This is a genomic window from Streptomyces ortus, assembly GCF_026341275.1.
Lineage (GTDB): Bacteria > Actinomycetota > Actinomycetes > Streptomycetales > Streptomycetaceae > Streptomyces > Streptomyces ortus.
Genome location: NZ_JAIFZO010000002.1, coordinates 1,448,545 through 1,475,080, shown reverse-complemented (window position 1 = coordinate 1,475,080; position 26,536 = coordinate 1,448,545). Strand labels below are relative to the sequence as shown.

The 26,536-nt window shown below is 72.0% G+C and carries 23 protein-coding genes; 11 read left to right on the top strand and 12 right to left on the bottom strand.

The window, feature by feature from the left end; genetic code table 11:
• Window positions 1-128 precede the first annotated feature (128 nt).
• The 4 genes from K3769_RS09810 to hrcA form a co-directional block, all read right to left on the bottom strand.
• Window positions 129-875, bottom strand: coding sequence for a 16S rRNA (uracil(1498)-N(3))-methyltransferase (locus K3769_RS09810; RefSeq protein ID WP_267026040.1), 747 nt, complete (start codon window positions 873-875; stop codon window positions 129-131).
• The gene (locus K3769_RS09805) at window positions 872-2,002 is read right to left on the bottom strand and encodes a nitronate monooxygenase (RefSeq protein WP_267026039.1); all 1,131 of its coding nucleotides are present in this window, start codon (window positions 2,000-2,002) and stop codon (window positions 872-874) included. The genes K3769_RS09810 and K3769_RS09805 overlap by 4 nt, the downstream gene beginning before the upstream one ends.
• 109 nt (window positions 2,003-2,111) lie before the next feature.
• Complete coding sequence (gene dnaJ, locus K3769_RS09800) at window positions 2,112-3,251, bottom strand: molecular chaperone DnaJ (RefSeq protein WP_267026038.1); 1,140 nt, start codon at window positions 3,249-3,251, stop codon at window positions 2,112-2,114.
• Window positions 3,252-4,268 carry a heat-inducible transcriptional repressor HrcA gene (gene hrcA / locus K3769_RS09795; protein WP_267026037.1) on the bottom strand — a complete coding sequence of 339 codons (1,017 nt, stop codon included), beginning with the start codon at window positions 4,266-4,268 and terminating at the stop codon, window positions 3,252-3,254.
• A 249-nt stretch (window positions 4,269-4,517) separates the two neighbouring features.
• Between hrcA and K3769_RS09790 the strand changes: the two genes are divergently transcribed.
• Both K3769_RS09790 and K3769_RS09785 read left to right on the top strand, forming a co-directional pair.
• Entirely contained in the window at window positions 4,518-5,318 is an 801-nt protein-coding gene (locus K3769_RS09790; RefSeq protein WP_267026036.1) for an MBL fold metallo-hydrolase, read from the top strand.
• Between the two features lie 70 nt (window positions 5,319-5,388).
• Window positions 5,389-6,192, top strand: a complete 804-nt coding sequence (locus tag K3769_RS09785; RefSeq protein ID WP_267026035.1) for a DUF3097 domain-containing protein — start codon at window positions 5,389-5,391, stop codon at window positions 6,190-6,192.
• A gap of 63 nt (window positions 6,193-6,255) precedes the next feature.
• On the opposite strand, the gene K3769_RS09780 is transcribed toward K3769_RS09785, so the two are convergent.
• Window positions 6,256-7,077 (bottom strand): adenosylcobinamide-GDP ribazoletransferase, encoded by an 822-nt coding sequence (locus tag K3769_RS09780; RefSeq protein ID WP_267026034.1) that lies wholly within the window; start codon window positions 7,075-7,077, stop codon window positions 6,256-6,258.
• 95 nt (window positions 7,078-7,172) lie between these two features.
• On the opposite strand from K3769_RS09780, the gene K3769_RS09775 reads away from it, so the two are divergent.
• Window positions 7,173-7,940, top strand: a complete 768-nt coding sequence (locus tag K3769_RS09775; RefSeq protein ID WP_267026033.1) for a hypothetical protein — start codon at window positions 7,173-7,175, stop codon at window positions 7,938-7,940.
• A gap of 10 nt (window positions 7,941-7,950) precedes the next feature.
• Here K3769_RS09775 and K3769_RS09770 read toward each other — a convergent pair whose 3' ends face one another.
• Window positions 7,951-9,699 (bottom strand): phosphatidylglycerol lysyltransferase domain-containing protein, encoded by a 1,749-nt coding sequence (locus tag K3769_RS09770; RefSeq protein ID WP_267026032.1) that lies wholly within the window; start codon window positions 9,697-9,699, stop codon window positions 7,951-7,953.
• Between the two features lie 205 nt (window positions 9,700-9,904).
• A complete protein-coding gene (gene cobT / locus K3769_RS09765; RefSeq protein ID WP_267026031.1) occupies window positions 9,905-10,981 on the bottom strand; it encodes a nicotinate-nucleotide--dimethylbenzimidazole phosphoribosyltransferase in 1,077 nt (358 codons plus the stop codon).
• A 278-nt stretch (window positions 10,982-11,259) separates the two neighbouring features.
• On the opposite strand from cobT, the gene K3769_RS09760 reads away from it, so the two are divergent.
• A complete protein-coding gene (locus K3769_RS09760) occupies window positions 11,260-12,408 on the top strand; it encodes a class I SAM-dependent methyltransferase (RefSeq protein ID WP_372514899.1) in 1,149 nt (382 codons plus the stop codon).
• A 16-nt stretch (window positions 12,409-12,424) separates the two neighbouring features.
• On the opposite strand, the gene K3769_RS09755 is transcribed toward K3769_RS09760, so the two are convergent.
• Window positions 12,425-13,624 carry a bifunctional adenosylcobinamide kinase/adenosylcobinamide-phosphate guanylyltransferase gene (locus K3769_RS09755; protein ID WP_267026030.1) on the bottom strand — a complete coding sequence of 400 codons (1,200 nt, stop codon included), beginning with the start codon at window positions 13,622-13,624 and terminating at the stop codon, window positions 12,425-12,427.
• A gap of 216 nt (window positions 13,625-13,840) precedes the next feature.
• Here K3769_RS09755 and K3769_RS09750 point away from each other — a divergent pair, with 216 nt between their 5' ends.
• Window positions 13,841-14,053, top strand: coding sequence for a hypothetical protein (locus K3769_RS09750; protein WP_107018265.1), 213 nt, complete (start codon window positions 13,841-13,843; stop codon window positions 14,051-14,053).
• A gap of 229 nt (window positions 14,054-14,282) precedes the next feature.
• Here the strand turns inward: K3769_RS09750 and K3769_RS09745 are convergent, their stop codons facing one another.
• On the bottom strand, window positions 14,283-14,984 hold the full coding sequence (locus K3769_RS09745; protein WP_267026029.1) for a methyltransferase domain-containing protein: 702 nt from the start codon (window positions 14,982-14,984) through the stop codon (window positions 14,283-14,285).
• 83 nt (window positions 14,985-15,067) lie between these two features.
• Complete coding sequence (locus K3769_RS09740; protein WP_210883330.1) at window positions 15,068-15,694, bottom strand: DUF3043 domain-containing protein; 627 nt, start codon at window positions 15,692-15,694, stop codon at window positions 15,068-15,070.
• A 310-nt stretch (window positions 15,695-16,004) separates the two neighbouring features.
• Here K3769_RS09740 and K3769_RS09735 point away from each other — a divergent pair, with 310 nt between their 5' ends.
• The 5 genes from K3769_RS09735 (at window position 16,005) to K3769_RS09715 (ending at window position 22,833) form a co-directional block, all read left to right on the top strand.
• Window positions 16,005-16,805, top strand: coding sequence for a PspA/IM30 family protein (locus K3769_RS09735; protein ID WP_267026028.1), 801 nt, complete (start codon window positions 16,005-16,007; stop codon window positions 16,803-16,805).
• Between the two features lie 36 nt (window positions 16,806-16,841).
• Window positions 16,842-17,120 carry a PspA-associated protein PspAA gene (pspAA, locus tag K3769_RS09730; protein WP_267026027.1) on the top strand — a complete coding sequence of 93 codons (279 nt, stop codon included), beginning with the start codon at window positions 16,842-16,844 and terminating at the stop codon, window positions 17,118-17,120.
• A 405-nt stretch (window positions 17,121-17,525) separates the two neighbouring features.
• Window positions 17,526-18,758 carry a sensor histidine kinase gene (locus K3769_RS09725; RefSeq protein ID WP_267026026.1) on the top strand — a complete coding sequence of 411 codons (1,233 nt, stop codon included), beginning with the start codon at window positions 17,526-17,528 and terminating at the stop codon, window positions 18,756-18,758.
• Window positions 18,759-18,835: 77 nt separating this feature from the next.
• Window positions 18,836-19,513: a response regulator gene (locus K3769_RS09720; protein ID WP_248779536.1), complete on the top strand. Its 678-nt coding sequence runs from the start codon at window positions 18,836-18,838 to the stop codon at window positions 19,511-19,513.
• A gap of 221 nt (window positions 19,514-19,734) precedes the next feature.
• Window positions 19,735-22,833 carry an efflux RND transporter permease subunit gene (locus K3769_RS09715; protein WP_267026025.1) on the top strand — a complete coding sequence of 1,033 codons (3,099 nt, stop codon included), beginning with the start codon at window positions 19,735-19,737 and terminating at the stop codon, window positions 22,831-22,833.
• Window positions 22,834-22,929: 96 nt separating this feature from the next.
• Here K3769_RS09715 and nadA read toward each other — a convergent pair whose 3' ends face one another.
• A complete protein-coding gene (gene nadA / locus K3769_RS09710) occupies window positions 22,930-24,114 on the bottom strand; it encodes a quinolinate synthase NadA (protein ID WP_267026024.1) in 1,185 nt (394 codons plus the stop codon).
• 320 nt (window positions 24,115-24,434) lie between these two features.
• On the opposite strand from nadA, the gene K3769_RS09705 reads away from it, so the two are divergent.
• A complete protein-coding gene (locus tag K3769_RS09705) occupies window positions 24,435-24,791 on the top strand; it encodes a HesB/IscA family protein (protein WP_107018256.1) in 357 nt (118 codons plus the stop codon).
• A 100-nt stretch (window positions 24,792-24,891) separates the two neighbouring features.
• Here the strand turns inward: K3769_RS09705 and K3769_RS09700 are convergent, their stop codons facing one another.
• A complete protein-coding gene (locus tag K3769_RS09700; protein WP_267026023.1) occupies window positions 24,892-26,430 on the bottom strand; it encodes a hypothetical protein in 1,539 nt (512 codons plus the stop codon).
• Window positions 26,431-26,536: the final 106 nt, after the last annotated feature.

Sequence of the window (26,536 nt, the reverse complement as noted above, 5' to 3'; positions counted from 1 at the left end):
CACCCACACGGGGGCTCCGCCCCCGAACCCCCCGCTGCGCCGTTCCCCGCGCCCTCAGGTGCCTGGGGGCGCGGGGAACGGCGCAATCCTGTGCGCCCACCCCCACCGGCCCCGCGGACGAACCGGCGCTACGACCAACGCCCCGTCCGGCCCAGCAGCAGCGCCACCGCCGCCGTCCCCGCCGTGGACGTCCGCAGCACACTGCGTCCCAGCCGGCAGGCCCGCGCCCCGGCCTCGGCGAAGGTCGCCAACTCCTCCGGCGAGACGCCCCCTTCGGGCCCCACGACAAGCACGATCTCCCCCGCGGCGGGCAGCTCGACCGTGGCGAGCGGCTCGGCGGGATACCCCCGGTCCTCGTGCAGCACCGCCGCGAACTCCGCTTTGGCGAGAAACGCGGCAACCTGCTTCGTCGTCATCGCGTCCGCGACCTCCGCGAACCGCACCCGCCGCGACTGCTTGCCCGCCTCGCGCGCGGTGGCCCGCCACTTCCCGAGCGCCTTCGCCCCCCGCTCGCCCTTCCACTGCGTGATGCAACGGGACGCCGCCCAGGGGACGATCGCGTCGACGCCGGTCTCCGACATGGTCTCGACGGCCAGTTCACCGCGATCGCCTTTGGGCAGCGCCTGCACGACGGTGATACGAGGAGCGGGCGGCGGCTCCTCGTGCACGGCGTGGAGGTCCGCCACGACGAGCCGGTCCTTGCCCTCGGCCGTCATGACGACACCCTCGGCCCAGCGTCCGCGCCCGTCGGTGAGGACCACGTCCTCACCGGTCCGCAGCCGCTTCACGGACACCGCGTGACGCCCCTCGGGCCCGTCGAGCACGAACCGCGGCCCGCCCGGCACCTCGTCCACCACGAACACCGGCGCGGTCATCGCCCGACGCCCCCGCCCGGCCCGTCCGACAACGCTGTCCTGGCGGCGGCGAGTTCGGCCGCGAGCACCTCCACGAGCTGTCCGGCGGGCAGTTCGCGGGCGAGCCGGTGCCCCTGTCCCGCCCACAGCGCCATGCCCTGCGCGTCCCCCGCCTTGGCGGCGGCCTTGCGCAGCGCGGAGGTGAGGTGGTGCACCTCGGGGTAGGCGGCGGGCGCGTACGGCCCGTGCTCGCGCATGAAGCGGTTCATCAGTCCGCGCGCGGGCCTGCCGGAGAACGCCCGCGTCAACTGCGTACGGACGAAGAGGGGGTTGGTCAGCGCCTGCTTGTGCAGGGCGTTGGCGCCGGACTCGGGGGTGGCGAGGAAGGCCGTGCCGAGCTGGGCGGCGCTCGCTCCGGCGGCCAGCGCGGCGGCGATCTGGCTGCCGCGCATGATGCCGCCGGCCGCGATGATCGGGATCTGCACGGTCTCGCGGACCAGCCCGATGAGCGACATCAGCCCGATGCCGGAGCCGTCCGTCTCCGGGTTGTCGCGGTGGGTGCCCTGGTGGCCGCCGGCCTCGACGCCCTGCACGATCACCGCGTCGGCGCCCGCCCACTGCACGGCCTGCGCCTCCTCGGCGGTGGTCGCGGTGACCAGCGTGAGCGTCCCGGCCCGGCTCAGGGAGTCCAGGACGTCGCGGGTGGGGCAGCCGAAGTGGAAGGAGACGACCGGCACCGGGTTGTCGAGGAGGACGGCGAGCTTGGCGTCGTAGCCGTCGTCGCGTCCGCTGTCGGGGTCGCCCAGTTCGGTCTCGTACCAGGAGGACTCACCGGCGAGCTGGTGGGCGTAGACCTCGACGGCTGCCGCAGAAGGGAGCGCGGCGCCAGCCGCTCCGGTGGAGCCGGTGCTTGCACCGGGGTACTCGGGCTGGGGCATGAAGAGGTTCACGCCGAACGGCCTGGTGGTGGCGCCGCGCAGCTGCTTGATGTCCTGGTACATGCCGTCGGCCGTCTTGTAGCCGGCGGCGAGGAAACCGAGCCCCCCGGCCTCGGACACGGCCGCGGCGAGCTGCGGCACGGAGACACCGCCCGCCATCGGGGCCTGCACGATCGGGAGGGGGAAAAGATCGGTCAGCGCGGAGGACATGACGGCATGTTGTCACGTCCTCCGTACAAGTCCGAATCCGGCCGTCCGCCGGGTATGAGCCACCGGAATCATCCTGCGGCGCGCCCGGCGGTCACCTGCGGTCCGCCCGTCAGGTACGGCCGTTGAAGGCATCCTTCAGCCGGGAGAACAAGCCCTGCTGACCGGGCTGGAACTGCCCGGTGGGCCGCTCCTCGCCGCGCAGCTGGGCCAGCTCCCGCAGGACCCGCTCCATCTCGGGGTCGAGTTTCGTGGGCGTCATGACCTCGACGTGCACGATGAGGTCGCCGCGTCCGCCGCCCCGCAGATGCGTGATGCCGCGCCCGTGCTTGGGGATCGACTGCCCGGACTGCGTACCGGGGCGGATGTCGACCTCTTCGAGCCCGTCGAGCGTCTCCAGCGGGACCTTGGTGCCGAGCGCCGCCGCGGTCATCGGGATGGTGACCGTGCAGTGCAGATCGTCGCCGCGCCGCTGGAACATGTTGTGCGGCAGCTCGTGGATCTCCACGTACAGGTCGCCGGCGGGGCCGCCGCCGGGGCCGACCTCGCCCTCGCCCGCGAGCTGGATCCGGGTGCCGTTGTCGACACCGGCCGGGATCTTCACGGTCAGGGTCCGGCGTGAGCGGACCCGTCCGTCGCCCGCGCACTCGGGGCACGGCGTCGGGACGACGGTCCCGAAGCCCTGGCACTGCGGACACGGCCGGGACGTCATGACCTGGCCCAGGAAGGACCGCGTGACCTGGGACACCTCGCCGCGACCGCGGCACATGTCACAGGTCTGCGCGGAGGTGCCGGGGGCCGCGCCCTCACCGCTGCAGGTGGTGCAGACGACGGCCGTGTCGACCTGGATGTCCTTCGTCGTGCCGAAGGCCGCCTCGTCGAGCTCTATCTCCAGCCGGATCATCGCGTCCTGGCCGCGCCGCGTGCGCGACCGCGGGCCACGCTGCGACGCCGTGCCGAAGAACGCGTCCATGATGTCCGAGAAGTTCCCGAAGCCACCGGCGCCGAAGCCGCCCGCGCCTCCGCCGCCCTGCTGGGACAGCGGGTCGCCGCCGAGGTCGTAGACCTGCTTCTTCTGCGGGTCCGACAACACCTCGTAGGCGGCGTTGATCTCCTTGAAGCGCTCTTGCGTCTTCGGATCGGGATTGACGTCCGGGTGCAGCTCGCGGGCGAGCCGCCGGAATGCCTTCTTGATCTCGTCCTGGGACGCGTCGCGGCGCACGCCGAGTACGGCGTAGTAGTCCGTGGCCACTTACGACTCCGCCAGGATCTGTCCTACGTACCGTGCCACCGCTCGTACCGCTCCCATCGTTCCGGGGTAATCCATGCGTGTCGGTCCGACCACACCGAGTTTGGCGACTGCTTCGCCGCCCGAACCGTAGCCGACCGAGACCACAGAAGTGGAGTTGAGTCCCTCATGGGCGTTCTCGTGACCGATCCGTACGGCCATGCCCGAATCGTTGACCTCACCCAGGAGTTTGAGGAGCACGACCTGCTCCTCCAACGCTTCGAGCACCGGACGGATGGTGAGGGGAAAATCATGTCCGAAGCGCGTCAGATTGGCGGTTCCGCCGATCATCAGCCGCTCCTCGGTCTCCTCGACGAGAGTCTCCAGGAGGGTGGAGAGCACGGTCGCGACCGTGCCCCTGTCCTCCGACTCGAAGGCGTCGGGGAGATCCTGCACCAGTTGGGGGACATCCGCGAAACGGCGCCCCGTGATCCGGCTGTTGAGACGCGCGCGCAGATCCGCCACGGAGACCTCCCCGAAGGGGGCCGGACAGTCCACCATGCGCTGCTCGACCCGCCCGGTGTCCGTGATCAGTACGAGCATGACGCGGGCCGGGGCCAGCGCGAGCAGCTCCACATGACGCACGGTCGAGCGGGTCAGTGACGGGTACTGGACGACGGCCACCTGGCGGGTGAGCTGTGCGAGGAGCCGCACGGTCCGCCCCACGACGTCGTCGAGGTCGACGGCGCCGTCCAGGAAGTGGTGGATCGCCCGCCGCTCGGGCGGGGTCATCGGTTTGACGCCCGCGAGCTTGTCGACGAACAGGCGGTAGCCCTTGTCCGTGGGGATGCGCCCCGCACTGGTGTGCGGCTGCGCGATGTACCCCTCGTCCTCGAGGACCGCCATGTCGTTGCGGACGGTCGCCGGCGAGACGCCCAGCCGGTGTCGTTCCGTGAGCGCCTTCGAGCCGACCGGCTCCTCCGTGCCCACGTAGTCCTGGACGATGGCGCGCAGCACTTCGAGTCTGCGTTCACTGAGCATCGCGCACACCTCCCGTGGTCTTCCGCGCGGTCATCGGTCGTGATCGGTCGTCTTCGGTGGCCTCGCCTGGCACTCAGCGCGCGCGAGTGCCAGCATCCCCGCGCCAAGTGTACGGCCGGTGGGTACGGGCCGGGCAAGGGCGGGCCTGCGATGTCGTGACGCCGGGCCACATCGGACAGCCGACGTGTACGAGGGTGTCCCGCTCTGTCGGGAACATGCGGGCGCCGCCGACGGGGTTAGCGTCGGCGTATGGACGTGACATGGGAAGGGTCCGGGGGCGACGGGTCCGGCTGGGAGGAACTCTCCCCGTACGTGGGGCGCTGCCGCCTGCCGGTGTGGGACTGCACGGCCGGGCTCGTGGTCGGCGAGGACGCGGCGCTCATGATCGACGCGGGATCGAGCGTACGGGAGGGCGCGCGGCTGCGGACACGGGCGCTACGGGCGCTCGGGGGCGGGCGGTCACCGGGGAGCGGGCGGTCGCCGGGTGACGGGCGGTCGCCGGGGAGCGGGCGGGTCACGCATCTCGCGCTCACCCACCCGCATTTCGACCATGTCTTCGGGGCGGCGGCGTTCGCGGGGGCCGAGGTGTTCACGGCGGTGGGCGCCGAACTGGTTCTGGGCGAGGGCCGGGAGGAACTGCTCGCGGACGCGGTGCGCAACGGCGCCGATCCCGAGGAGGCCGCCGAGGCGGCGGACCTCCTGGTACGGCCCCGGCATCTCGTCTCCGGCGAGTGGACACTGGACCTGGGCGGGGGCCCGCAGGTCCTGCTGGCGAACGTGGGCCCCGGCCACACGGGCCACGACCTGGCCGTCCTGGTCGCCGCGCCCGGCTCTCCGGAGATCGTCTTCTGCGGCGACCTGGTCGAGGAGTCAGGCGAACCCCAGGCGGGACCGGACGCCGTGCCCTCCCAGTGGCCCGCCGCGCTGGACCGCCTGCTGGCCCTCGGCGGCGAGGACGCGCTGTACGTGCCCGGGCACGGGGCGGTGGTGGACGCGGCGTTCGTCCGGGCCCAACGGGAGGCGCTGGCGCGGCGTTTCGACGTACCGTGAACGGTCTTCGTGCCTGCCGAGGGGGTGTCGGTGTGTCTGCCGGGGCCGGGCTTCTCCTATCGTCATCCGAATGCGCCAGTACTCAGCGGATCTGACCCCTCCGTGGAAGAAGCCCAAGCCCGTCCCCGAGGTCGCGGCGGAACCGGGGCTCGTGGTCGAGGAGCCCGGGACCGGGTTCTGCGGTGCCGTGATCCGCTGCGAAGCGGGGACGGTGACGCTGGAGGACCGCTTCGGCAAGCACCGCGTGTTCCCGCTGGAGCCGCGCGGCTTCCTGCTGGAGGGGCGCGTCGTGACCCTCGTACGCCCGTCCGCCGCGCCGCTACGCCCCACGCGCACGGCGTCGGGGTCGGTCGCCGTGCCCGGGGCGCGGGCCCGGGTCGCCCGGGCGGGACGCATCTACGTCGAGGGCCGCCACGACGCCGAACTGGTGGAGCGGGTGTGGGGCGACGACCTGCGCATCGAGGGCGTCGTCGTCGAGTACCTGGAGGGCATCGACGACCTGCCCGCGATCGTCGACGAGTTCGACCCCGGGCCGGACGCGCGGCTGGGGGTCCTCGTGGACCATCTGGTCCCCGGTACAAAAGAGTCGCGTATCGCGGAGGCGGTGACGAGCGAGTACGCACTGGTCGTGGGCCACCCGTACATCGACGTCTGGGAGGCCGTGAAGCCGTCGTCCGTGGGCATTCCGGGCTGGCCCCGGGTGCCGCGCGGGCAGGACTGGAAGACGGGGGTGTGCCGTTCTCTCGGATGGCCGGAAAACACCGGGGCTGCGTGGGAGCGGATCCTGGACTCGGTCCACTCGTACCGGGACCTCCAGCCGGAACTCCTCGGCCGAGTGGAAGAACTGATCGACTTCGTCACGACCTCGGAGTAGCCCATTCGCAGCCCCCATGCGGGACGGGAACGGGTAGGGGCGGCGGGGGCGGAGAGATCGCCGCTAGGCGAAGAGGCAGAACGCGACCAGCGCGACGGTCACGGCGGTCTCTTCGAGCGCGCCGAAGACATCCCCGGTCACCCCACCGAAGCGCCGCACACACCGCCGCAACACCCCCTCGGCGACAACACAGCCGAGCACAACGGCCAGCACGGCCCCCAGCACCCCGTACACCCCGAGCGCCACCCCGACCCCCGCTGCCGCAACCGTCACACCGCCCGCCACAAGGACCGCGCCCCGCACGGACACCACCCCCGCCACCACCGCCCCCAACCCCTCCGCCCGAGCGGCAGGCACCCCCGCCCGCGCGCCCAGCGTGAGGGCGAGGCGGCCGACGGTCCCGGCCACGACCGCCGCGAGAACGCCCCGCCCCCACGACTCCCCGTACGCCTGAGCGAGCGCCGCCACCTGCGCGAGCAGGACGAACAGCAGCGTGATGACCCCGAACGGGCCGATGTCCGACTGCTTCATGACGCGCAGCGCGTCCTCGGCCGGCTTGCCGCTGCCGAGACCGTCGGCGGTGTCGGCGAGGCCGTCGAGGTGGAGGCCGCGGGTCAGGACGGCGGGCACGGCGGCGCTCGCGACGGCCGCGAGGAGCGGGCCCGCGCCGAGCACCAGCAGGAGCAGCCCGGTCGCCGCGGCGAGGACGCCCACGGCGAGACCGGCGACGGGCGCGAGCGACATCCCGGCGCGCGCCGCCCCGCGGTCCCAGCGCCGCACGGTCACGGGGAACACGGTCAGCGTGCCGAAGGCGAAGCGCAGCCCGTCGGCCCAGAACGCCGCGGACGTCTCGGGCGGGGGGCCGGGCGGCGGGGGCGTGGACACCGGCGCAGATTACCGGTCACCGCCCACGGAACGACCACCGGACGGCCGTCGGGCGACCGGGAGACGTCCACGGCAGCCGTGGATAAAGTGCGCACATGGGGCATTGGTGGACACGGAACATCATCGAGCCGGGAAAGCTGCCGCTGCTGCTGGCGCTGACCTCCTTCGTCCTCACCTTCGTGATCACCCGGATCGTGGTCCGGCTCATCCGGGCGGGCAAGGGCCCGTTCGGCAACGTGAAGGCGGGCGGCCTGCACATCCACCACGTCGTCCCCGGGGTCGTGCTGACCGTGATCGGCGGCTTCGGCGCGGTGGGCAGCGACCGGCACGGCTTCGGCTCGGCCGTGTTCGCCGTGGTCTTCGGCATGGGCGCGGGCCTGGTGCTCGACGAGTTCGCGCTGATCCTCCACCTCGACGACGTCTACTGGAGCGAGGAGGGCCGCAAGAGCGTCGAGGTCGTGGTGGTCACGGCGGCGCTGGTCGCCCTGATGCTCAGCGGTTTCCTGCCGTTCGGCGTCAACGACCTCACCGAGAACGAACTGCACGACCGCGCCGGTCTCGTCCTGAGCATCGGGCTGAACTTCGTGATCGCGCTGCTGGCGCTGAGCAAGGGCAAGGCCCGGATGGCGATCTTCGGGGTGATCGTCCCGCTCGTGGCCCTGGTCGGCGCGATCCGGCTGGCCCGCCCCGCGTCACCGTGGGCCAGGCGCTTCTACCGCCGGCGGCCGAGGGCCCGGGCCGGAGCCTGCCTGCGGGCCTACCACCACGACCGCCGCTGGGCGGGACCGCGCCGCAGATTCCAGGACCTGATCGGCGGCCGGCCCGACCCGAAACCCGCACGTTCCCTGCCTGAACGCTCCTGAACGGGCCTACTCAGCCGTGCGAGTCCAGGCGCTTGCGGTGCAGCCACTTCGGCAGGCCCGGCGCCTCCAGGAAGCCCTCCGCGCGGGCGGCGGCCAGGCCGATGCGCGGCAGGTCGGCGCTCTTCTCGAAGAGCAGGAACCGCGGTTCCCAGATGGGCCGGTACTTGGCGTTGGCGCGGTACAGCGACTCGATCTGCCACCAGCGCGAGAAGAAGCTGAGCAAGGAGCGCCACAACCGCAGCACCGGCCCGGCGCCGAGGCGCGCGCCGCGTTCGAAGACGGAACGGAACATGGCGAAGTTGAGTGAGACCTGTGTGATCCCGAGCTCGGGGGCCCGCTGGAGGAGCTGGATCACCATGAACTCCATGAGCCCGTTCTCGGAGTCCCGGTCCCGCCGCATCAGGTCGAGGGAGAGCCCGTGGGGCCCCCAGGGCACGAAGGACAGGACGGCCCGCAGCTCGCCGTCCCCGTCGCCCTCCTCCCCGCCGCCGTCGCGGCATTCGAGCATCACGCACCGCCCGTCGCCCGGGTCCCCGAGCCGCCCCAGCGCCATGCTGAAGCCGCGCTCGGTCGCCCCGTCCCGCCAGTCGTCCGCGCGGGCGAGGAGGTACGCCATCTCGTCGGCCGGGATGTCCTCGTGCCGCCGGATGCGTACCTGGTAGCCCGCGCGCCGCACGCGGTTGTAGGCCTGGCGGACGGTCCGCATGGCCCGCCCGTCGAGGGTGAACTCGCCCGTCTCGACGATCGCCTCGTCCCCGAGCTCCAGCGCGTCGAGACCGTGCCGGGCGTAGACGGTCCCGGCCTCCTCGCCCGCGCCCATCACGGCCGGGATCCAGCCGTGGGCGCGCGCCTCGGAGAGCCAGGGCGCGATGGCGCCGGGCCACGCCTCGGGATCGCCGATGGGGTCGCCGGAGGCCAGTGAGACCCCGCCGACGACCCGGTAGGCGACGGCGGCCTTGCCGGTCGGCGACCACACCACGCTCTTCTCGCGACGCAGCGCGAAGTAGCCGAGGGAGTCCCGGTCGCCGTGCCGGCCGAGCAGGGTCCGCAGCCGTTCCTCGTCGTCGGCGCTGAGCGGGTCGACGACACGGCGGGAGCGGAAGGCCGCGTACAGGACGGCCAGGACGAGCAGGGTGCTGAGTACGTTGATGGCGACGTTCACCCAGTTGGGAGTGGTGATCCCGGGGAAGCGGGAGTCGTCGGCGGCGACCGAGACGAGCCGCAGGGTGCCGTAGCGCCAGCGGTCGGCGAAGGTCGACAGGTGCGCGTCGGGGGCGTGGTTCGTGACGGTCACCAGGAGCGCGGCCAGCAGGGAGCAGAGCAGGAGTCCGCCGATGCCGACGGCCGCGGCGAGGCGGGGGTTCGAGCGGTCGCCCTTCGCGTAGAACTCGGGGCGGCCGACGACCAGGGAGGCCACGAAGGCCGCCGTCAGGGCGAGGGAGATCCAGTTCTGCGGATACCGGCGGACCTCGGGAAAGACCATGGCGAAGGCGAACAGCAGCAGGAACGCTCCGCTCAGGGCGAGGTTGAGGATCCAGGCGGCCCGCTTGCGCCTGCGCATCGTGATCGCCAGGAACATGGTGAACACCCCTGACGCGAAGCCGGCGGTCAGCAGGTACGGGGTGAAGTAGTCCGCCGTGTTGTGGCGGCGCACGTCCTGGCCGAGGGAGACCCATACGGCGCTCAGGAAGTTGAGGAACGCGACGGTGCGGAGGTACCACACGGCGGATGTCGCGGCGGTGGATCGGGCGCTTCCCATGAAAGTGGATCATATGGGGCACACCCACCCACGAACCGCCTCCCAGCCGCGGCGGCTCGCCCACCATGCCCCTGCGGGCCCACCGCACCCCACCCGACCCCAGGGGCGCGGGGAACGGCGCAGTCCTTTGTCCTTCGCCCTGTTAGGGGCGCGGGGAACTGCGCGCACACGCCCACCGCCCGCACCCGACGGCCCACCCCCACCCCTACTCGGCCGACAGGCCCTCCGCGGCGTCGGCGGAAGCAAACGGCAACTCCGCCGCCAACGCCGCCGCGGCCTGCACCAAAGGCAGCGCGAGCAACGCCCCCGCCCCCTCGCCCACCGTCACCCCGTGCGAAAGCAGCGGTTCGAGTGCCATCCGGTCGAACGCCTTCGCCTGCGCCGGCTCCCCACTGCTCTGCCCCGCCAGCCACCAGTCCGGCGCCCGGAAGGCGACCCGCTGCCCGACCAGCGCACAGGCCGCGGACACGACCCCGTCGAGCACCACCGGCGTCTTGCGCACAGCGCTCTGCAGCAGGAACCCGGTGATCGCCGCGAGATCCGCCCCGCCCACCGTCGCGAGCAACTGCAACTGGTCCCCGAGAACGGGACGGGCCCGACGCAACGCGTCGCGGACCGCCGCGCACTTGCGCATCCACGCGAGGTCGTCGATCGCCCGCCCCCCGCGCCCGGTCACCACCGACGCGTCGGTCCCGCACAGCGCCGCCACCAGCACGGCCGCCGCGGTCGTCCCCCCGACACTCACATCCCCGAGCACGACGAGATCGGTCCCGGAGTCGGCCTCCTCGTCCGCGACGGCGACCCCCGCCCGGAACGCGGCCTCCGCCTCCTCCAGGGTCAGCGCGTCCTCGACGTCGATCCGCCCGGACCCGCGCCGCACCCGGTGCCGTACGACCTCGTCGGGCAGGCTCTCCGGCTCGCAGTCCAGCGCCATGTCCACCACCCGCACGGGCACCCCGAGCCGCCGGGCCAGTACCGACACGGCGCTGGCGCCGTCCAGCACGGCGCGCACCAGGTCGTCCGCGCTGCCGGCGGGCCGCGCCGAGACCCCCAGTCCGGCGACCCCGTGGTCGCCCGCGAACAGCACCACGCGCGGACGCTCGATCGCCCGCACCGGCACGGCCGCCTGCGCGGCGGCCAGCCACTCACCGAGTTCGTCCAGGCGCCCCAGTGACCCGGGCGGCACGACCTGCCGCTCCCGGCGCGCCTCGGCGTCACGGCGTACGCCGCCGTCGGGGCGCTCGATCAGGTCGGTGAAGTCGTCGAGATTAAGCGAGCTCATTCGCCGAACAGTACCGGCAGTGATCCGGCCGGGATCCTGACGGGCGGTCAGTGGTCCGGGCAGGGCGGGCGCACCGAGGGCCGTGATCCCTTGTGTGCCGGTTTGCAGTGGATTGTCATACCGGTTTGTATCGGCTGGTAGCGGCTCATATCAGCCTCTACAGGGTCTTACCCCGTCGGACCAGCAGGAGCAGACAGACCATGCCCCCCACACCCGTCACACCCCCGAGCCCGGCCACACCCCCCACGCCTCCCGTCCCTCCCGTCCCCGTCCCTCCCGTGCCCGTCACGCACGCCGCCCGGCAGTCCGTCGCCCAGCGCCGTGCCGTGTACCTGGGAGAGCTGGCCCAGGGGACCGACCGCTTCCACGAACCGCGCAGACCCGACTGCCCCTGGTGCGGCTCGGCGCGGCTGCGCACCCGGCTGCGTACGCCCGACCTGCTCCAGCACAAGCCCGGCACGTTCGTCGTCGACGAGTGCGAGGACTGCGCCCACGCCTTCCAGAACCCCCGTCTGACCACCGAGGGCCTCGCCTTCTACTACCGCGACTTCTACGAGAACCAGGATGGCGGCGAAGAACGGCGGGAGCACGGCGGCGAACGCCACGAGGACGAGAGCTTCGCCGAGCGGACCCTGCGCTCCCACGCCGGCCGCCGCCGCCACGAGGCCGCGGCCCGCGCGATGCTCCCGTTCCCGGAACCCGAGAGCTGGCTCGACGTCGGCACCGGCCACGGCCACTTCCCGGCGGCGGCCAAGGAGTTGTTCACGTACACGTCCTTCGACGGGCTCGACCCCACCGCGCGCGTCGACAGGGCCCTGGCCGCGGGCCGGGTCGAGGAGGCGCACCGCGGCCGGCTGCCGGACCTGGTGGGCCGGCTGCGCGCCCGCTACGACGTGGTCAGCATGTTCCACCACCTGGAGCACAGCCCCGACCCGCGCGAGGAACTGCGCGCCGCGCTCGCCGTACTGCGCCCCGGCGGGCATCTGCTCGTCGAAGTCCCCGACCCGGACTGCGCGTTCGGCGCGCTCCTCGGCAAGTGGTGGGTGTCCTACTGCCAGCCGCAGCACCTCCACCTCATGCCGCTGCGCAACCTGCTCGACGAACTCGACGCACTGGGCTGCTCGGTCGTCTCCACCGACCGCCGCGAGCCGCACGTCCCGTACGACCTGACCGGCGCCCTCGCCCTGGCGATCGGCAACCGGCTGCCCGGCGGCGACGAGCCCTGGCGCCCGGCCCCGCCGACCGACCTCCAGCGCACCCTGCGCACGGCCCTCACCCGGGCCGCCGCCCCGCTGCTCGCCTCCGCGTTCGTCCTGGACCAGGCCCTGGCGCCGCTCCTGCGCCGCACCCGCTTCTCGAACGCGTACCGGATCATCGCCCGCAAGAACCCGCGCGGCGCCTCCCCCTTCGACGCGGCCTCCCTCTGATTCCCTCTGGTGGGCCTCAGCCCTTCAGGGTGACCGCCTGACCCGCCACCACCAGCAGCACGTGCTCGCACTCGGCCGCGAACGCCGCGTTCAGGCGGCCCAGCTCGTCGCGGTAGCGGCGGCCCGAGGGGGTGGCGGGGACGATCCCGGAGCCGACCTCGTTGGAGACGGCGACCACCGTGCGGCGCGACGCGCGGACGGCGGCCGTCAGCTCCTCGACGCGCGCCCGCAGCACGCGCTCGCCGCCGCCGGCCCACTCGGCGTCGTCCCACGCGTTCGCGTCGTCCATCGCGTCCGTCAGCCACAGCGACAGACAGTCGACGAGCAGCGCGGACCCGTCCTCCTCCAGCAGGGGTACGAGGTCGCAGGTCTCGGCGGTACGCCAGGAGCCGGGGCGCCGCTCGCGGTGCGCGTGCACCCGGGCCGCCCACTCCCGGTCCCCGGCCCGCGCGCCACCCGTGGCCACGTACAGCACGTCGGGGAAGGCCTCCAGGCGTCGCTCGGCCTCCACCGACTTGCCCGACCGGGCCCCGCCGAGGACCAGCGTCCGGCGCGGCACGTCGGGCACGTCCTCGTACACCCCGACGGTCAGCGTCCTGCCGTCCGGGACCGTCCGCGCGCCCGCGGCGGCGAGGCGCCGCCGCAGTTCCCGGCCCGGCGGCACGTCGTGGTCCAGATGCACCGCGATCACGTCGGTGGCGGGACCCACGGCCCCCACCAGCCGCAGCCGGGCCAGCGCGTCCGGCCGCCCGACGACGTCGCCGGCCACCATGTCGTACGTCTCGGTCGTCCCGTCCAGGCCCGCGGGGGCCGCGCCGGGCGGCAGATAGAGCAGCCGCTGCCCGTCCGGGCCCGTGACCGCGTACCCGGTGCCCGGCGCGTCCATCGCCAGCGCCCGCACCCGATGGCCCGTCAGCAGCGTCAGCTCCCGGCCGTCCGGCACGCGCCCCGGCTGCGGCAGCCCCGCCGGTACCTCCACGGCGGGTCCGTCGTGCGGATGCGAGAGCAGGACCTGGCGGACCCCGTTGAGCGAGCACCCGGCCCGGGCCGCCGCGAAGGCCGCCCCGGGGGTCAGGTCGAGCAGCAGCGTGCCGTCCACCAGGAGGGCGGTGGCCGCGCGGGCGTCCCCGCCGAGCGCCACCGCGCAGACGGCGCACGGACAATGGGGCCTGGGCAGCCCCAGGGGCCCGCCGGTACCGAGCAGAGTCACTTCCACGGGGCCGATTTTCCCGTGCCGGCGCGGCTCGTGCCCGTCAGGGGGTGCACAAGGGCGCACCGCGCACACCCACCACCGCCACCCCATGGTTCTCGACCTGCGCTTTTGAGCACCGGACCAGTGACCGAGCGCCTAGGCTGACGGCGAGAGCCCGATCTTGCTCGGTACTTTCTGCGGTACTTGCTCGGTACTTTTGGGAACTTTTGGGAGGCTGACATGGCGGCATGGACGTGGCGGTTCGAGAAGGCCGACGGGACGGAAGTCCAGCCCGCGGTCCAGCCCGAGGAGTTCACCACCCAGGGCGACGCGGAGTCCTGGCTCGGCGAGAACTGGAAGGAACTGGCCGAGGGGGGAGCGGACCAGGTCCGGATCTTCGAGGACGCCGCGGAGATCTACGGCCCGATGAGCCTGCACGCCGAGGCGTCCTAGCCACAGGATCCAGACGATCTGCACGAGGACGCGTACGGCTCACGAGTCCTCATGATCCGTACGCGTGAGGGGCCGCGGCCGTGCGAACCGGCCGCGGCCTTCTGCCGCCCGGCCGTGGATCCGCCCGGCCGTGGACCCGCCCAGCCGTGGACCCGACCGGCCGTGGACCCGACCAGCCGTGGATCCGACCGGCCGGGGGGCGAAGGACAGGTGAAGGACAGCGGGGACTTCAGCCCCGTACGCCGCACAGGTGCAGCAGTGCCGCCACCCGGCGGTAGGGGTCGGTCCGGCCGGCCCGCTCCTCGGCGGCCAGCAGGGCGTCCACGTCCTCCGGCACCGCCGCGTCGTCGGCGGCCGTGTCCGTGAAGACCCGCACCCCGTACCAGGTGTGCAGCGGCGCGCCCATCCCGGCGAGCGTGCCGGTGAGGGTGTCGAGCCGGTCGGCGCGGACGTCGAGCCCGAGCCGGTTCCTGTACGTGTTGGTGTCGAAGGCGGCCAGCGTCCCGGCCCAGTCGCCGGCCAGCCCCGGCCGCATGGCCAGCGCGTCGGCGTTGCGCACCAGCAGGGACAGCATCCCACCGGGGGCCAGCATCCGGCCGAGCCCCGCGAGCAGCGCGTCGGGCTCCTCGACGTACATCAGTACGCCGTGGCACAGCACCACGTCGAAGCTGCCGGGCAGGAAGTGCACCCCGGTGTCGCGCCCGTCGCTCTCGACGATCCTGACCCGGCCGCGGATGCCCTCCGGCTCGGCGGCGAGGGCCTCGCGGGCCACGGAGATCAGGGCGGCGTCCTGCTCGACACCGGTCACCTGGTGTCCGGCCCGGGCCAGCCGCAGGGCCTGCGTGCCCTGGCCCATGCCCACGTCGAGCACGCGCAGTCGCTGCCCGACGGGGAACCGCCCGGCTATCTGTTCGTCGAGCTGCCGGGCCACCAGCTCCCGCCGTACGACAGCGCGCAGCTCGCCCGGCTCGGTCAGCCGGGCGTCCGCCGCGCCCCCCGGGATGGGTGCCGCGCTCAGGGCCGCTCTCCGCGCTTGACCTGCGGCTTGGGCAGCCGGAGGCGACGCATCTGGAGGCTGCGCATCAGCGCGTACGCGACGGCGCCGCGCCGGGGCTCGTCCGGGAAGCGCGCGGCCAGCTGCTTCTTCAGGCGGATCGCGATACCGATCGAGTCGAGCACGATCAGCACGATCACGAAGAGCCACATCAGCAGCGCGACGTTCTGCAGCTGCGCGATCCGGACCATGCTCAGGACGAGGATGACCACGGCGAGCGGCAGGAAGAACTCGGCGATGCAGAACCGCGAGTCGATGAAGTCACGCGCGAGCTTGCGCACCGGGCCCTTGTCACGGGCGGGCAGATAACGCTCGTCGCCGCTGGCCAGCGCCTGGCGCTGCTTCTCCATGTGGGCGCGGCGCTCGTCGCGCTGCCGCTTGGAGGCCTCCTTGCGCGACGTCGGCGTATTGGCGACGCTGCGGCGCTGGGACTGGGCCTCACTGCGCTTGGGAGTGGGCCTGCCCTTGGGGGCCTGCGGGTCACGGATCTGAGGGGAGTCGGTCACCGACGCCTTGTCGGCGTGGGCCTTCTCGTCTTTGGCGCGGCTACGGAACACAAAACCCAAGGGTAAGGGGTGCGGAGGCATGGACGTCGGCCGAGTGGGGAACGATCCGGCAACACCGGTCGTCTGTAGGGGGACAGGAGGCCTGAAATGGGGTGGTGCGTGCGGTGGCACGAGCCGGCCCCGGGACGACTCCGGAGCCGATCCGGACCGAACCCGGAGCGACCCCTGGGGGGACACCTACTCCCTACGCCGGAGCAAGATCGTCGTCAGTCGTCCTTGGGGATGAGCGCATCCGTCCCCGAACAGTGCGGTAATGGATGCAGGGCCCGTACTGTGGGTTCTGTTGTAGTCGCTGCAGCCGGAGTCCGTCAGAAGGGGGCGCGCGAAGCCCATGAGCGGTGTCATGAAGCGTATGGGGATGATCTTCCGCGCGAAGGCGAACAAGGCCCTTGACCGGGCCGAGGACCCGCGCGAAACCCTCGACTACTCGTACCAGAAACAGCTTGAGCTGCTGCAGAAGGTGCGCCGCGGTGTCGCCGACGTGGCGACCTCACGCAAGCGCCTGGAGTTGCAGCTGAACCAGCTCCAGGGCCAGTCCTCCAAGCTGGAGGACCAGGGGCGCAAGGCGCTCGCGCTGGGCCGTGAGGACCTCGCCCGTGAGGCGCTGTCCCGCCGGGCCGCTCTTCAGCAGCAGGTGACCGACCTGGAGACACAGCACCAGACCCTGCAGGGCGAGGAGGAGAAGCTCACTCTCGCCGCGCAGCGTCTGCAGGCCAAGGTCGACGCCTTCCGTACGAAGAAGGAGACGATCAAGGCGACGTACACGGCCGCCCAGGCGCAGACCCGGATCGGTGAGGCATTCTCCGGCATCTCCGAGGAGATGGGCGACGTCGGGATGGCCATCCAGCGGGCCGAGGACAAGACCGCGCAGCTCCAGGCGCGGGCCGGTGCCATCGACGAGCTGCTCGCCTCCGGCGCCCTCGACGACCACTCGGGGCTCGCCAAGGACGACATCCAGAGCGAGCTGGACCGGCTGTCCGGGGGGACGGACGTCGAGCTCGAACTGCAGCGGATGAAGGCCGAGCTGGCCGGCGGGTCCTCGTCCTCCCAGCAGGCGATCGAGGGCGGTCAGGGGCAGACTCGGTCCCAGCAGCAGTCGCAGTCGGACACCCCGCGCTTCGACAAGCAGTAGCAGGGGTTTCGCGGGTCCCACGCCGAGGAGGGCGTCATGATCGTACGGATCATGGGGGAGGGACAGGTGAGGCTGGACGACGGCCACCTCGCCGAGCTGAACGAACTGGACGACGAGCTCCTCGCGGAGACCCGGGCCGGGGACGAGGAGGGGTTCCGGCGGACGCTGGGAGCGCTGCTCGACGCGGTGCGCCGCCTGGGAGCTCCGCTCCCGGACGACTCCCTGGAACCCTCGGAACTCATCCTCCCGTCCCCGGACGCGACGCTGCCAGAGGTCCGCGCCCTCCTGAAGGACGACGGCCTGCTCCCCGGCTGAACCTTCTTCGCCGCCCGTCCCCGTCCTGGGGGCTGCGCCCCCAGACCCCCCTGTCGCGCTGACGCGCTCGTCCTCAAACGCCGGACGGGCTGCAAGAGGCGCGGGGGAACGGCGCGCCCAGCCCTGACCGGGCTGCGAACGAATCCCTGGCCCTGTCCCAGCGTCTTGGGGGCGCGGGGAACGGCGCGCTCAGCCTTCACCGGGCTGCGAACGAATCCCCTGGCCCTGTCCCACCTTCTTGGGGGCGCGGGGAACGGCGCGCTCAGCCTTCACCGCGCCGCGGATGCACCCCCTCGCCCTGTCCCACCTCCCAGGGACAGGGCCGCGGGGAAGCCCACCACCCCACCCCCACCCCCGCCACCCGCAGACGCACCCCCGGCCAGGGCCCCCGTACCGTAGAGAAGCGTGAGCACACTGACGCGTGCAAGGGACTGGCTGCGGTCCCACCCCCTGGTCGCCGACGGCACCCTCGCCGCCGCGGTCCTCGCCTGCATGCTGGCCGGCTCCTTCGCGGAGCCGAACGGCCGGCACGGCGGCACGATGTGGGGCACCCGCGCCCCCGACGCCCTCGGCCTCACCCTCATGCTGCTGGCCGCGACCGCCCTGATCCTCCGCCGCAGGTACCCCCTCGGGGTCCTCGCCGCGACCGGCGCCCTGTCCGTCGTGGAGTTCGCGACCGGCGACCCCCGCGCCCCCGTCGCGATGTCCGCCGTCGTCGCCCTCTACACCGTCGCCGCCGCGACCGACCGCCCCACCACCTGGCGCGTGGGCCTGCTCACCATGACGGTCCTGACCGCCTTCGCGATGCTCGCCGGCCCCCTGCCCTGGTACGCCCAGGAGAACCTGGGGATCTTCGCCTGGACCGGCATGGCCGCCGCCGCGGGCGACGCGGTCCGCAGCCGCCGCGCCTTCGTGCACGCCATCAGGGAGCGCGCCGAACGGGCCGAACGCACCCGCGAGGAGGAGGCCCGCCGCCGCGTCGCGGAGGAACGCCTGCGCATCGCCCGCGATCTGCACGACGTGGTCGCCCACCACATCGCCTTGGTCAACGTGCAGGCCGGAGTCGCCGCGCACGTCATGGACAAACGCCCCGACCAGGCGAAGGAGGCCCTCGCCCACGTCCGCGAGGCCAGCCGCTCCGCGCTCAACGAACTCCGCGCCACGGTCGGACTGCTGAGGCAGTCGGGCGACCCCGAGGCTCCCACCGAACCGGCCCCGGGCCTGCACCGCCTCGAAGAACTCGTCGGGACCTTCCGCAGCGCGGGCCTGCCCGTCGAAGTGGCCCGCACCGACCAGGGCACGGCCCTGCCCGCCGCCGTCGACCTGGCCGCGTACCGGGTCATCCAGGAAGCCCTCACCAATGTGCGCAAGCACGCAGGCCAGGAGGCGAAGGCCGAGGTCAGCGTCGTACGGGTGGGGCCGGACGTGGAGATCACCGTCCTCGACAACGGCCCCGGCGACGATGCCGCCGCCCGCCTGGAGGAGAACGGCGGCCACGGACTCCTCGGCATGCGCGAGCGGGTCACCGCCCTCGGCGGCACCTGTAGCGCGGGACCCCGCTACGGAGGCGGCTTCCGGGTGCATGCGATCCTGCCGGTCAAGAGCGGCGCCGGAACCACCGCCACCACGACCGCCTGATCCAGAACCGCCGCGTCCAGGACCACCCGGTCCAGAAACACCGCGTCCAAGACCGAGGCAGCCAAGGGGAACCCCGTATGACGATCCGTGTCCTGCTCGCCGACGACCAGGCCCTGCTGCGCAGCGCCTTCCGCGTCCTGGTCGACTCCGAGCCCGACATGGAGGTCGTAGGAGAGGCCTCGGACGGCGCGGAGGCGGTACGCCTCGCCCGCGAGGAACGGGCCGACGTCGTGCTCATGGACATCCGGATGCCCGGCACGGACGGGCTCGCCGCGACCCGCCTCATCAGCGCCGACCCCGGTCTCGCCCACGTCCGCGTCGTCATGCTGACCACCTTCGAGGTCGACGAGTACGTGGTGCAGTCGCTGCGCGCCGGCGCCTCCGGCTTCCTCGGCAAGGGCTCCGAGCCCGAAGAACTGCTCAACGCCATCCGCGTCGCGGCGGCCGGCGACGCCCTGCTGTCACCCGTCGCCACCAAGGGACTGATCGCGAAGTTCCTCGCGCAGGGCGGCGACGACGACCGCGACCCCGCCCGCGCCGAACGCCTCGAAGCGCTCACCGTCCGCGAGCGCGAAGTCCTCGTCCAGGTCGCCGGCGGGCACTCCAACGACGAGATCGCCGAGCGTCTGGAAGTGAGCCCGCTCACCGTGAAGACGCACGTCAACCGGGCCATGGCCAAGCTGGGAGCCCGCGACAGGGCCCAACTCGTCGTGATCGCCTACGAGTCCGGACTGGTCCGCCCAAGGGTGGAGTGAGCTCCACCCTTACGTACTGCGGGCGCGGTATGCGCCGTATAAGGAAACGGGACCTGGGGGCGAGGGGAGTGCCCCACCTATGGCTCAGAGTGATAGGCGGACGCTCACATGAGCCCATCGCGCCGCTCCCCACCCACAGGCAACAGCCTCCGGACACCCAGGCAGCAGCCTGCGGACACCCAGGCAACCGCCTCAAGCAACAGAAGAGAGACCCGCCACCCATGTCCTGGCTGTCCCGCTTCAGCCTCGCCCAGCGTGCCCTCATCGGGCTGATGTCGATCATCGCGCTCGTCTTCGGGGCGATAGCGATCCCGCAACTCAAGCAGCAGCTGCTGCCCACCATCGAACTGCCCATGGTGTCGGTCCTGGCGCCGTACCAGGGCGCGTCCCCCGACGTGGTCGAGAAGCAGGTCGTCGAGCCCATCGAGGACAACCTCGAAGCGGTCGACGGGATCTCCGGCGTCACCTCCACGGCCAGCGAGGGCAACGCCCTGATCATGGCCTCCTTCGACTACGGCAACGACTCCGCGCAGATCGTCGCGGACGTCCAGCAGGCCGTGAACCGCGCCCGCGTCCAGCTCCCCGACGACGTGGACCCGCAGGTGGTCGCCGGTTCGACCGACGACATCCCGACCGTCGTCCTCGCCGTCACCTCCGGCAGGGACCAGCAGGCGCTCTCCGACCAGCTGGACCGTACGGTCGTCCCCGCTCTGAAGGACATCGACGGTGTCGCCCAGGTCACGGTCGACGGCGTACGGGACCTCGAGGTCGCGGTCACGCCCGACGACGCGAAGCTGGCGAAGGCGGGGCTGACCACGGCCGCGCTCGGCCAGGCCCTCCAGGCGGGCGGCGCGACCGTCCCGGCCGGCTCCTTCGACGAGGACGGCAGCAACCGCACCGTCCAGGTCGGCGGCGGCTTCACCTCGCTGGAGCAGATCGAGGACCTGATGGTCGGCGGCGGGGGCGGCAAGAAGCCGGTACGCCTCGCGACCCTCGCCACCGTCGAGGAGAAGCCCGCCAGGACGGAGTCCATCACCCGCACCGACGGCAAGCCCAGCCTCGCCGTCTCCGTCACCATGGACCACGACGGCAGCGCGGTCGCGGTCTCCGACGCCGTCCAGGACAAGCTCGCGGGCCTGCGCAAGGACCTCGGCTCCGGCGCCACCCTGACGATCGTCAGCGACCAGGGACCCGCCGTCTCCAAGTCCATCAACGGCCTGACCACGGAGGGCGCGCTCGGACTGCTCTTCGCGGTCCTGGTCATCCTGGTCTTCCTGGCGTCGGTCCGCTCGACGCTGGTCACCGCGGTCTCCATCCCGATGTCGGTCGTCCTCGCGCTGATCGTGCTCTGGGTCCGCGACGAATCGCTCAACATCCTCACCCTGGGCGCCCTGACCATCGCCATCGGCCGCGTCGTCGACGACTCGATCGTGGTGCTGGAGAACATCAAGCGGCACCTCGGCTACGGCGAGGAGCGCCAGGAGGCGATCCTCAAGGCGGTACGCGAGGTCGCGGGCGCGGTCACGTCCTCGACGCTCACCACGGTCGCGGTCTTCCTGCCCATCGGCCTGACCGGCGGCATGGTCGGCGAGCTCTTCGGCTCGTTCTCCCTGACGGTCACCGCCGCCCTGCTGGCCTCGCTGCTCGTCTCGCTGACGGTCGTCCCCGTCCTGTCGTACTGGTTCCTGCGCGCCCCCAAGGACGTACGCGGAGCCGACCCGGAGGAGGCCCGCCGCAAGGCCGAGGAGAAGGAGGCGCGCAGCCGCCTCCAGCGCTTCTACGTGCCCGTGCTGCGCTTCGCCACCCGCCGCCGCCTCACCAGTGTGGCGATCGCGGCGGCCGTGCTCGTCGGGACGTTCGGCATGACGCCCCTGCTGAAGACGAACTTCTTCGACCAGGGCGACCAGGAAGTCCTCACCGTCAAGCAGGAGCTGAAGCCCGGCACCAGCCTGGCCGCGACCGACGCCCAGGCGAAGAAGGTCGAGCGGATGCTCGCCGACGTCAAGGGCGTCGAGGACTACCAGGTCACTATCGGTTCCTCCGGCTTCATGGCCGCGTTCGGCGGGGGCACGGACACCAACCAGGCCTCGTACACCGTCAAGGTCGCCGACTCGGCCTCCTTCGACGACGTCCAGGACGGCATCGAGGAGGGGCTCGGCAAGCTCTCCGGCATCGGCACGACGACGGTCGCGGCCGGTGACGGGTTCGGCAGCCAGGACCTGAGCGTCGTGGTGAAGTCCGCCGACGCGGACGTGCTGCGCGAGGCGGCGGAGAAGGTCCGGGACGAGGTCGCGAAGCTCGACGACGTCACCGACGTCACCAGCGACCTCGCCGAGTCGGTGCCGCGGATCTCCGTCAAGGCCAACGACAAGGCCGCCGCCGCCGGATTCGACGACGCCACGCTCGGCGCGGCCGTCGGCCAGGCCGTGCGCGGCACCACCAGCGGCAAGGCGATCCTGGACGACACCGAGCGGGACGTCGTCATCAAGGCGGCGAAGCCGGCCGAGACGCTGGCCGAGCTGAAGAGTCTCAAGCTCGGTCCGGTGAAGCTCGGCGACATCGCGACGGTGAAGCTGGTCGACGGGCCGGTCTCGATGACCCGCATCGACGGCCAGCGCGCGGCCACCATCACGGCCAAGCCGACCGGCGACAACACCGGCGCGGTCAGCACCGAGCTCACCACGAAGCTCGACGAGCTGAAGCTGCCGGCCGGGGCCACGGCCTCCATCGGCGGTGTCTCCGAGGACCAGGACGACGCGTTCGCGTCCCTCGGCCTCGCGATGCTCGCGGCGATCGCGATCGTGTTCATGCTGCTGGTGGCGACCTTCCGGTCACTGATCCAGCCGCTGATCCTGCTCGTCTCGATCCCGTTCGCGGCGACCGGCGCGATCGGCCTGCTCGTGGTGACCGGCACCCCGCTGGGCGTGCCCTCGCTGATCGGCATGCTGATGCTCATCGGCATCGTCGTCACCAACGCGATCGTCCTGATCGACCTGATCAACCAGTACCGCAAGCAGGGTTACGGGGTCGTGGAGGCCGTGATCGAGGGCGGCAGGCACCGTCTGCGCCCGATCCTCATGACGGCCCTCGCGACCATCTTCGCCCTGCTGCCGATGGCCCTGGGCATCACCGGTGAGGGCGGCTTCATCGCCCAGCCGCTCGCGGTGGTGGTGATCGGCGGTCTGATCACGTCGACGCTGCTCACGCTGCTGCTCGTACCGACGCTCTACGCGATGGTGGAGCTCCGCAAGGAGCGCCGTGCGAAGAAGAAGTCGGCGAAGCGGGAGGCTGCCGCCGAGCCGGAGGCAGTTGCGGTCTAGGTCACCGACTCGGGGGCTCCGCCCCCGGGCCCCGTAGCGCAGTTCCCCGCGCCCCAGCGAGTAGGGGCGCGGGGAACCGCGCAGTCTTTCCGCCCTTTACGGCAGCGCCAGCATCCGTTCCAGCGCCAGCTTCGCGAACTGCTCCGTCTCGCGGTCCACCTCGATGCGGTTGACGAGGTTGCCCTCCGCCAGGGACTCCAGCGTCCAGACCAGGTGGGGCAGGTCGATCCGGTTCATCGTCGAGCAGAAGCAGACCGTCTTGTCGAGGAAGACGATCTCCTTGCCCTCGGGCGCGAACCGGTTGGCCAGGCGGCGGACCAGGTTCAGCTCCGTGCCGATGGCCCACTTGGAGCCGGCCGGAGCCGCCTCCAGCGCCTTGATGATGTACTCCGTGGATCCCACGTAGTCCGCGGCGCTCACGACCTCGTGCCTGCACTCGGGGTGGACGAGGACGTTCACGCCGGGTATCCGGGCGCGGACGTCCTCCACCGACTCCAGCGAGAAGCGGCCGTGCACCGAACAGTGCCCGCGCCACAGGATCATCTTCGCGTTCCGCAGCTGCTCGACGGTCAGACCGCCGTTCGGCTTGTGCGGGTTGTAGAGGACGCAGTCGTCGAGCGACATCCCCATGTCCCGTACGGCGGTGTTGCGGCCCAGGTGCTGGTCGGGCAGGAACAGCACCTTCTCGCCCTGCTCGAACGCCCAGTTCAGCGCCTTCTCGGCATTGGACGACGTGCAGATCGTGCCGCCGTGCTTGCCCGTGAACGCCTTGATGTCCGCGGAGGAGTTCATGTACGAGACGGGCACGACCTGCTCGGCCACCCCGGCCTCGGTCAGCACGTCCCAGCACTCGGCGACCTGCTCGGCGGTGGCCATGTCGGCCATCGAGCACCCGGCCGCCAGGTCGGGCAGGACGACCTTCTGGTCGTCGGAGGTCAGGATGTCCGCCGACTCGGCCATGAAGTGCACACCGCAGAACACGATGTACTCGGCCTCGGGGCGCGCGGCGGCGTCCCTGGCCAGCTTGAAGGAGTCGCCCGTGACATCCGCGAACTGGATGACCTCGTCGCGCTGGTAGTGGTGACCGAGCACGAACACCTTGCTGCCGAGCTTCTCCTTGGCGGCGCGGGCGCGCTCCACCAGGTTCGGGTCGGACGGCGAGGGCAGGTCACCGGGACACTCGACGCCGCGCTCGCTGCGCGGGTCGGCCTCGCGGCCGAGCAGCAGCAGGGCGAGGGGCGTCGGCTGTACGTCGAGTTCCTGGGTCTGGGCGGTGGTCACGACACGCACCCTTTCTGTTCTGCGGCTCGCTTGGACCGTCCGACTGGAGCGATCAAGCAGGACACGCCTTTTCGTCGAAATGACGCTATCTATCATAACCGCTTCACGTCACGTTGACGATGGCCATAGCGTCCATGTGACGTGAATCCCGTGTCCGGGGTTGTCCATCGGGTTGTCCACAGGTCGTTCTCCGCTTCGGGGCGGGTGTGCGAGCATGAAGAGAGAAGACAAAGACTCGACGCCCGGCCCGGAATGAATCCGCGGCCCCGCCGGTTGGAACCGTCGGCAAGCAGTCTCCGTACAACCCGGGAGAGAAGCAGATGTCCGTATCGGACGAGACCACCACCGTGAGCGACGGCATCCTCCTGTCGGACGCCGCCGCGGCCAAGGTCAAGGGCCTGCTGGAGCAGGAGGGCCGTGACGACCTGGCGCTGCGCGTCGCCGTCCAGCCCGGCGGCTGCTCCGGCCTGCGGTACCAGCTCTTCTTCGACGAGCGCTCCCTCGACGGCGACGTCGTCAAGGACTTCGGCGGTGTGAAGGTCGTCACCGACCGTATGAGCGCTCCGTACCTGGGCGGTGCCTCCATCGACTTCGTGGACACCATCGAGAAGCAGGGCTTCACGATCGACAACCCGAACGCGACGGGTTCCTGCGCCTGCGGCGACTCGTTCAGCTAGTCCGTGAGCCATGGCCCCGTAAGCCATGGCGACAGCGGAAGGCGGCGCCCCCTCCAACGGGGCGCCGCCTTCCGCGTTCCGGGACTGTCCGGCCCGGCCGTCAGCCGGTCCGGTCGGGCAGGTCCTTCTCCTGGGGCACGGCCTTCCCGTTCGAGCCGACCACCTTGCGGTCCCCGAGCGGCTTGTCGAGGTCGACCTTCTCGTGGAAGACCTTGGCGATCAGGATGCAGACCTTGTCCTTGTCCGGCTTGTCGGTGACCTTGACCGTCACCTCGCCGCCGCTCTCGTCCGCCGAGGCCGAGTAGTCGCTGCACACACCGCCGGTGAAGCGCACGGTCAGTTCCTTGCCGTCCGCGCTGTAGCCCTCGACCCGGACGTCCCGTTTCCCCACGGGCGCCGTGCTCGTCCCGCCGCCGGGTTCGCTCGTACGCGGGCTCGGCTCGGCCTGAGGCGGCTGCGGAGCCGTCAGGTACTTCGGGTCGACCGCGGGATGGGTGATCGTGAAGGTGTCGTCGGCCCCCGAGGGCCGTACCTCGAAGAGCCAGGACGGCACCAGCGCCTGCCGGCCGTCCACGAGGTGCGCGGCGAGACCGAACACCGCGTCCTCGACGACGACCGGTTCGGGCTTCGGCGCCGCCGTCCCCGACGCCTCGCACGGCGTCTCGTTCCGGTCCTTCAGCGGTACGGGGCTCGCGCAGCCGCCGATGCCCACGCGCCCGTCACCGGTCCCGGACCCGTTCAGCAGCCCGAGGGTCTGCTTCGCGCTGAGAACGGGATACGTGTCGGTCTTCGCCGGAGCCTTCAACTGGCCGCTGCCGCCCACCACCTGGCCGTCCGGACCGATCTGCACGCCGGTCGTCCAGCCGTAGGTCGGCAGTCCGCCCACCTTCGGCTCCGCGTTCACCACGCGCACGGCGTCCATCAGCTGGCCGGCGTCGAGCTTCGCGTCGTCCTGGCCGACCGCCTTGAGGACCGGCGCGGCGGCCTTCTTCGCGGCGGCCACACTCACCGGGTCCACGTCGGCACCCTTGGCGCTCTCGCTCCCACCCGCGCTCCCGCTCCGGTTCGCGCAGGTGGTGGTGCCCTTGCAGTTGTCGGTGCCGGGCGCGAAGCGGCTGAACGTCCAGCTGCCGGGGGCCTTTTTGCCCACCCGCAGTCCGGCCCCGAAACCGTCCTTCGTGGCTCCGACCTGCCAGGCGTCGCCCGCCGCCTTCGGTGTGCCCTCCACCCCCAGCGCCTCGGCCAGCTTCGCCACCTCGGCCGCCGTGACCGTGCCCTTCGTCCGGTGGACGGCCGCGGAGGAGGGGCCGTCCGGCAGCTCACCCCCGGCGCGGTAGGTCACGCCGTTCGGGTCGGGCTCGCCGGGCGCGATGCCACCCGTGCCCGCCGTGCCGCTCGCCCCGGTCTCCGTATAGCCGTCGAGGGCGAGGAGCGGCGGAGTCCCGTCGCCGCGCGGCGCACCGGAACCGTCCCTGCCTCCGGAGCCGCCGGTGGCGGTGGCTGTGAAGTACGCGCCGCCACCTCCGACGAGGAGCACGGCGGCCGCCACCGAGGCGACGGCCACCGGCGAACGCCGTCGGCGCGGCTGGTCCTCGTCGGCGGCTCCGGCCGCTTCGTTGTCGGGTCGCTCGGTGTCCACCGCATTGCTCCTTCTGCCACGCCGTCGTCCCACGGGACCCACCCCCGACCGGATCGAACCGGATCAGGGCAGAGCGGGGTCGTATCCTGCCTCCCCTTTACGGGGG

Excerpts from the sequence above, each read along its gene's own strand:
- K3769_RS09810 (WP_267026040.1), bottom strand. The coding sequence starts at position 875 with ATGACCGCGCCGGTGTTCGTGGTGGACGAGGTGCCGGGCGGGCCGCGG.
- K3769_RS09805 (WP_267026039.1), bottom strand. The coding sequence starts at position 2,002 with ATGTCCTCCGCGCTGACCGATCTTTTCCCCCTCCCGATCGTGCAGGCC.
- hrcA (WP_267026037.1), bottom strand. The coding sequence starts at position 4,268 with ATGCTCAGTGAACGCAGACTCGAAGTGCTGCGCGCCATCGTCCAGGAC.
- K3769_RS09790 (WP_267026036.1), top strand. The coding sequence starts at position 4,518 with ATGGACGTGACATGGGAAGGGTCCGGGGGCGACGGGTCCGGCTGGGAG.
- K3769_RS09785 (WP_267026035.1), top strand. The coding sequence starts at position 5,389 with ATGCGCCAGTACTCAGCGGATCTGACCCCTCCGTGGAAGAAGCCCAAG.
- K3769_RS09775 (WP_267026033.1), top strand. The coding sequence starts at position 7,173 with ATGGGGCATTGGTGGACACGGAACATCATCGAGCCGGGAAAGCTGCCG.
- K3769_RS09770 (WP_267026032.1), bottom strand. The coding sequence starts at position 9,699 with ATGGGAAGCGCCCGATCCACCGCCGCGACATCCGCCGTGTGGTACCTC.
- cobT (WP_267026031.1), bottom strand. The coding sequence starts at position 10,981 with ATGAGCTCGCTTAATCTCGACGACTTCACCGACCTGATCGAGCGCCCC.
- K3769_RS09750 (WP_107018265.1), top strand. The coding sequence starts at position 13,841 with ATGGCGGCATGGACGTGGCGGTTCGAGAAGGCCGACGGGACGGAAGTC.
- K3769_RS09740 (WP_210883330.1), bottom strand. The coding sequence starts at position 15,694 with ATGCCTCCGCACCCCTTACCCTTGGGTTTTGTGTTCCGTAGCCGCGCC.
- K3769_RS09735 (WP_267026028.1), top strand. The coding sequence starts at position 16,005 with ATGAGCGGTGTCATGAAGCGTATGGGGATGATCTTCCGCGCGAAGGCG.
- pspAA (WP_267026027.1), top strand. The coding sequence starts at position 16,842 with ATGATCGTACGGATCATGGGGGAGGGACAGGTGAGGCTGGACGACGGC.
- K3769_RS09720 (WP_248779536.1), top strand. The coding sequence starts at position 18,836 with ATGACGATCCGTGTCCTGCTCGCCGACGACCAGGCCCTGCTGCGCAGC.
- K3769_RS09715 (WP_267026025.1), top strand. The coding sequence starts at position 19,735 with ATGTCCTGGCTGTCCCGCTTCAGCCTCGCCCAGCGTGCCCTCATCGGG.
- K3769_RS09705 (WP_107018256.1), top strand. The coding sequence starts at position 24,435 with ATGTCCGTATCGGACGAGACCACCACCGTGAGCGACGGCATCCTCCTG.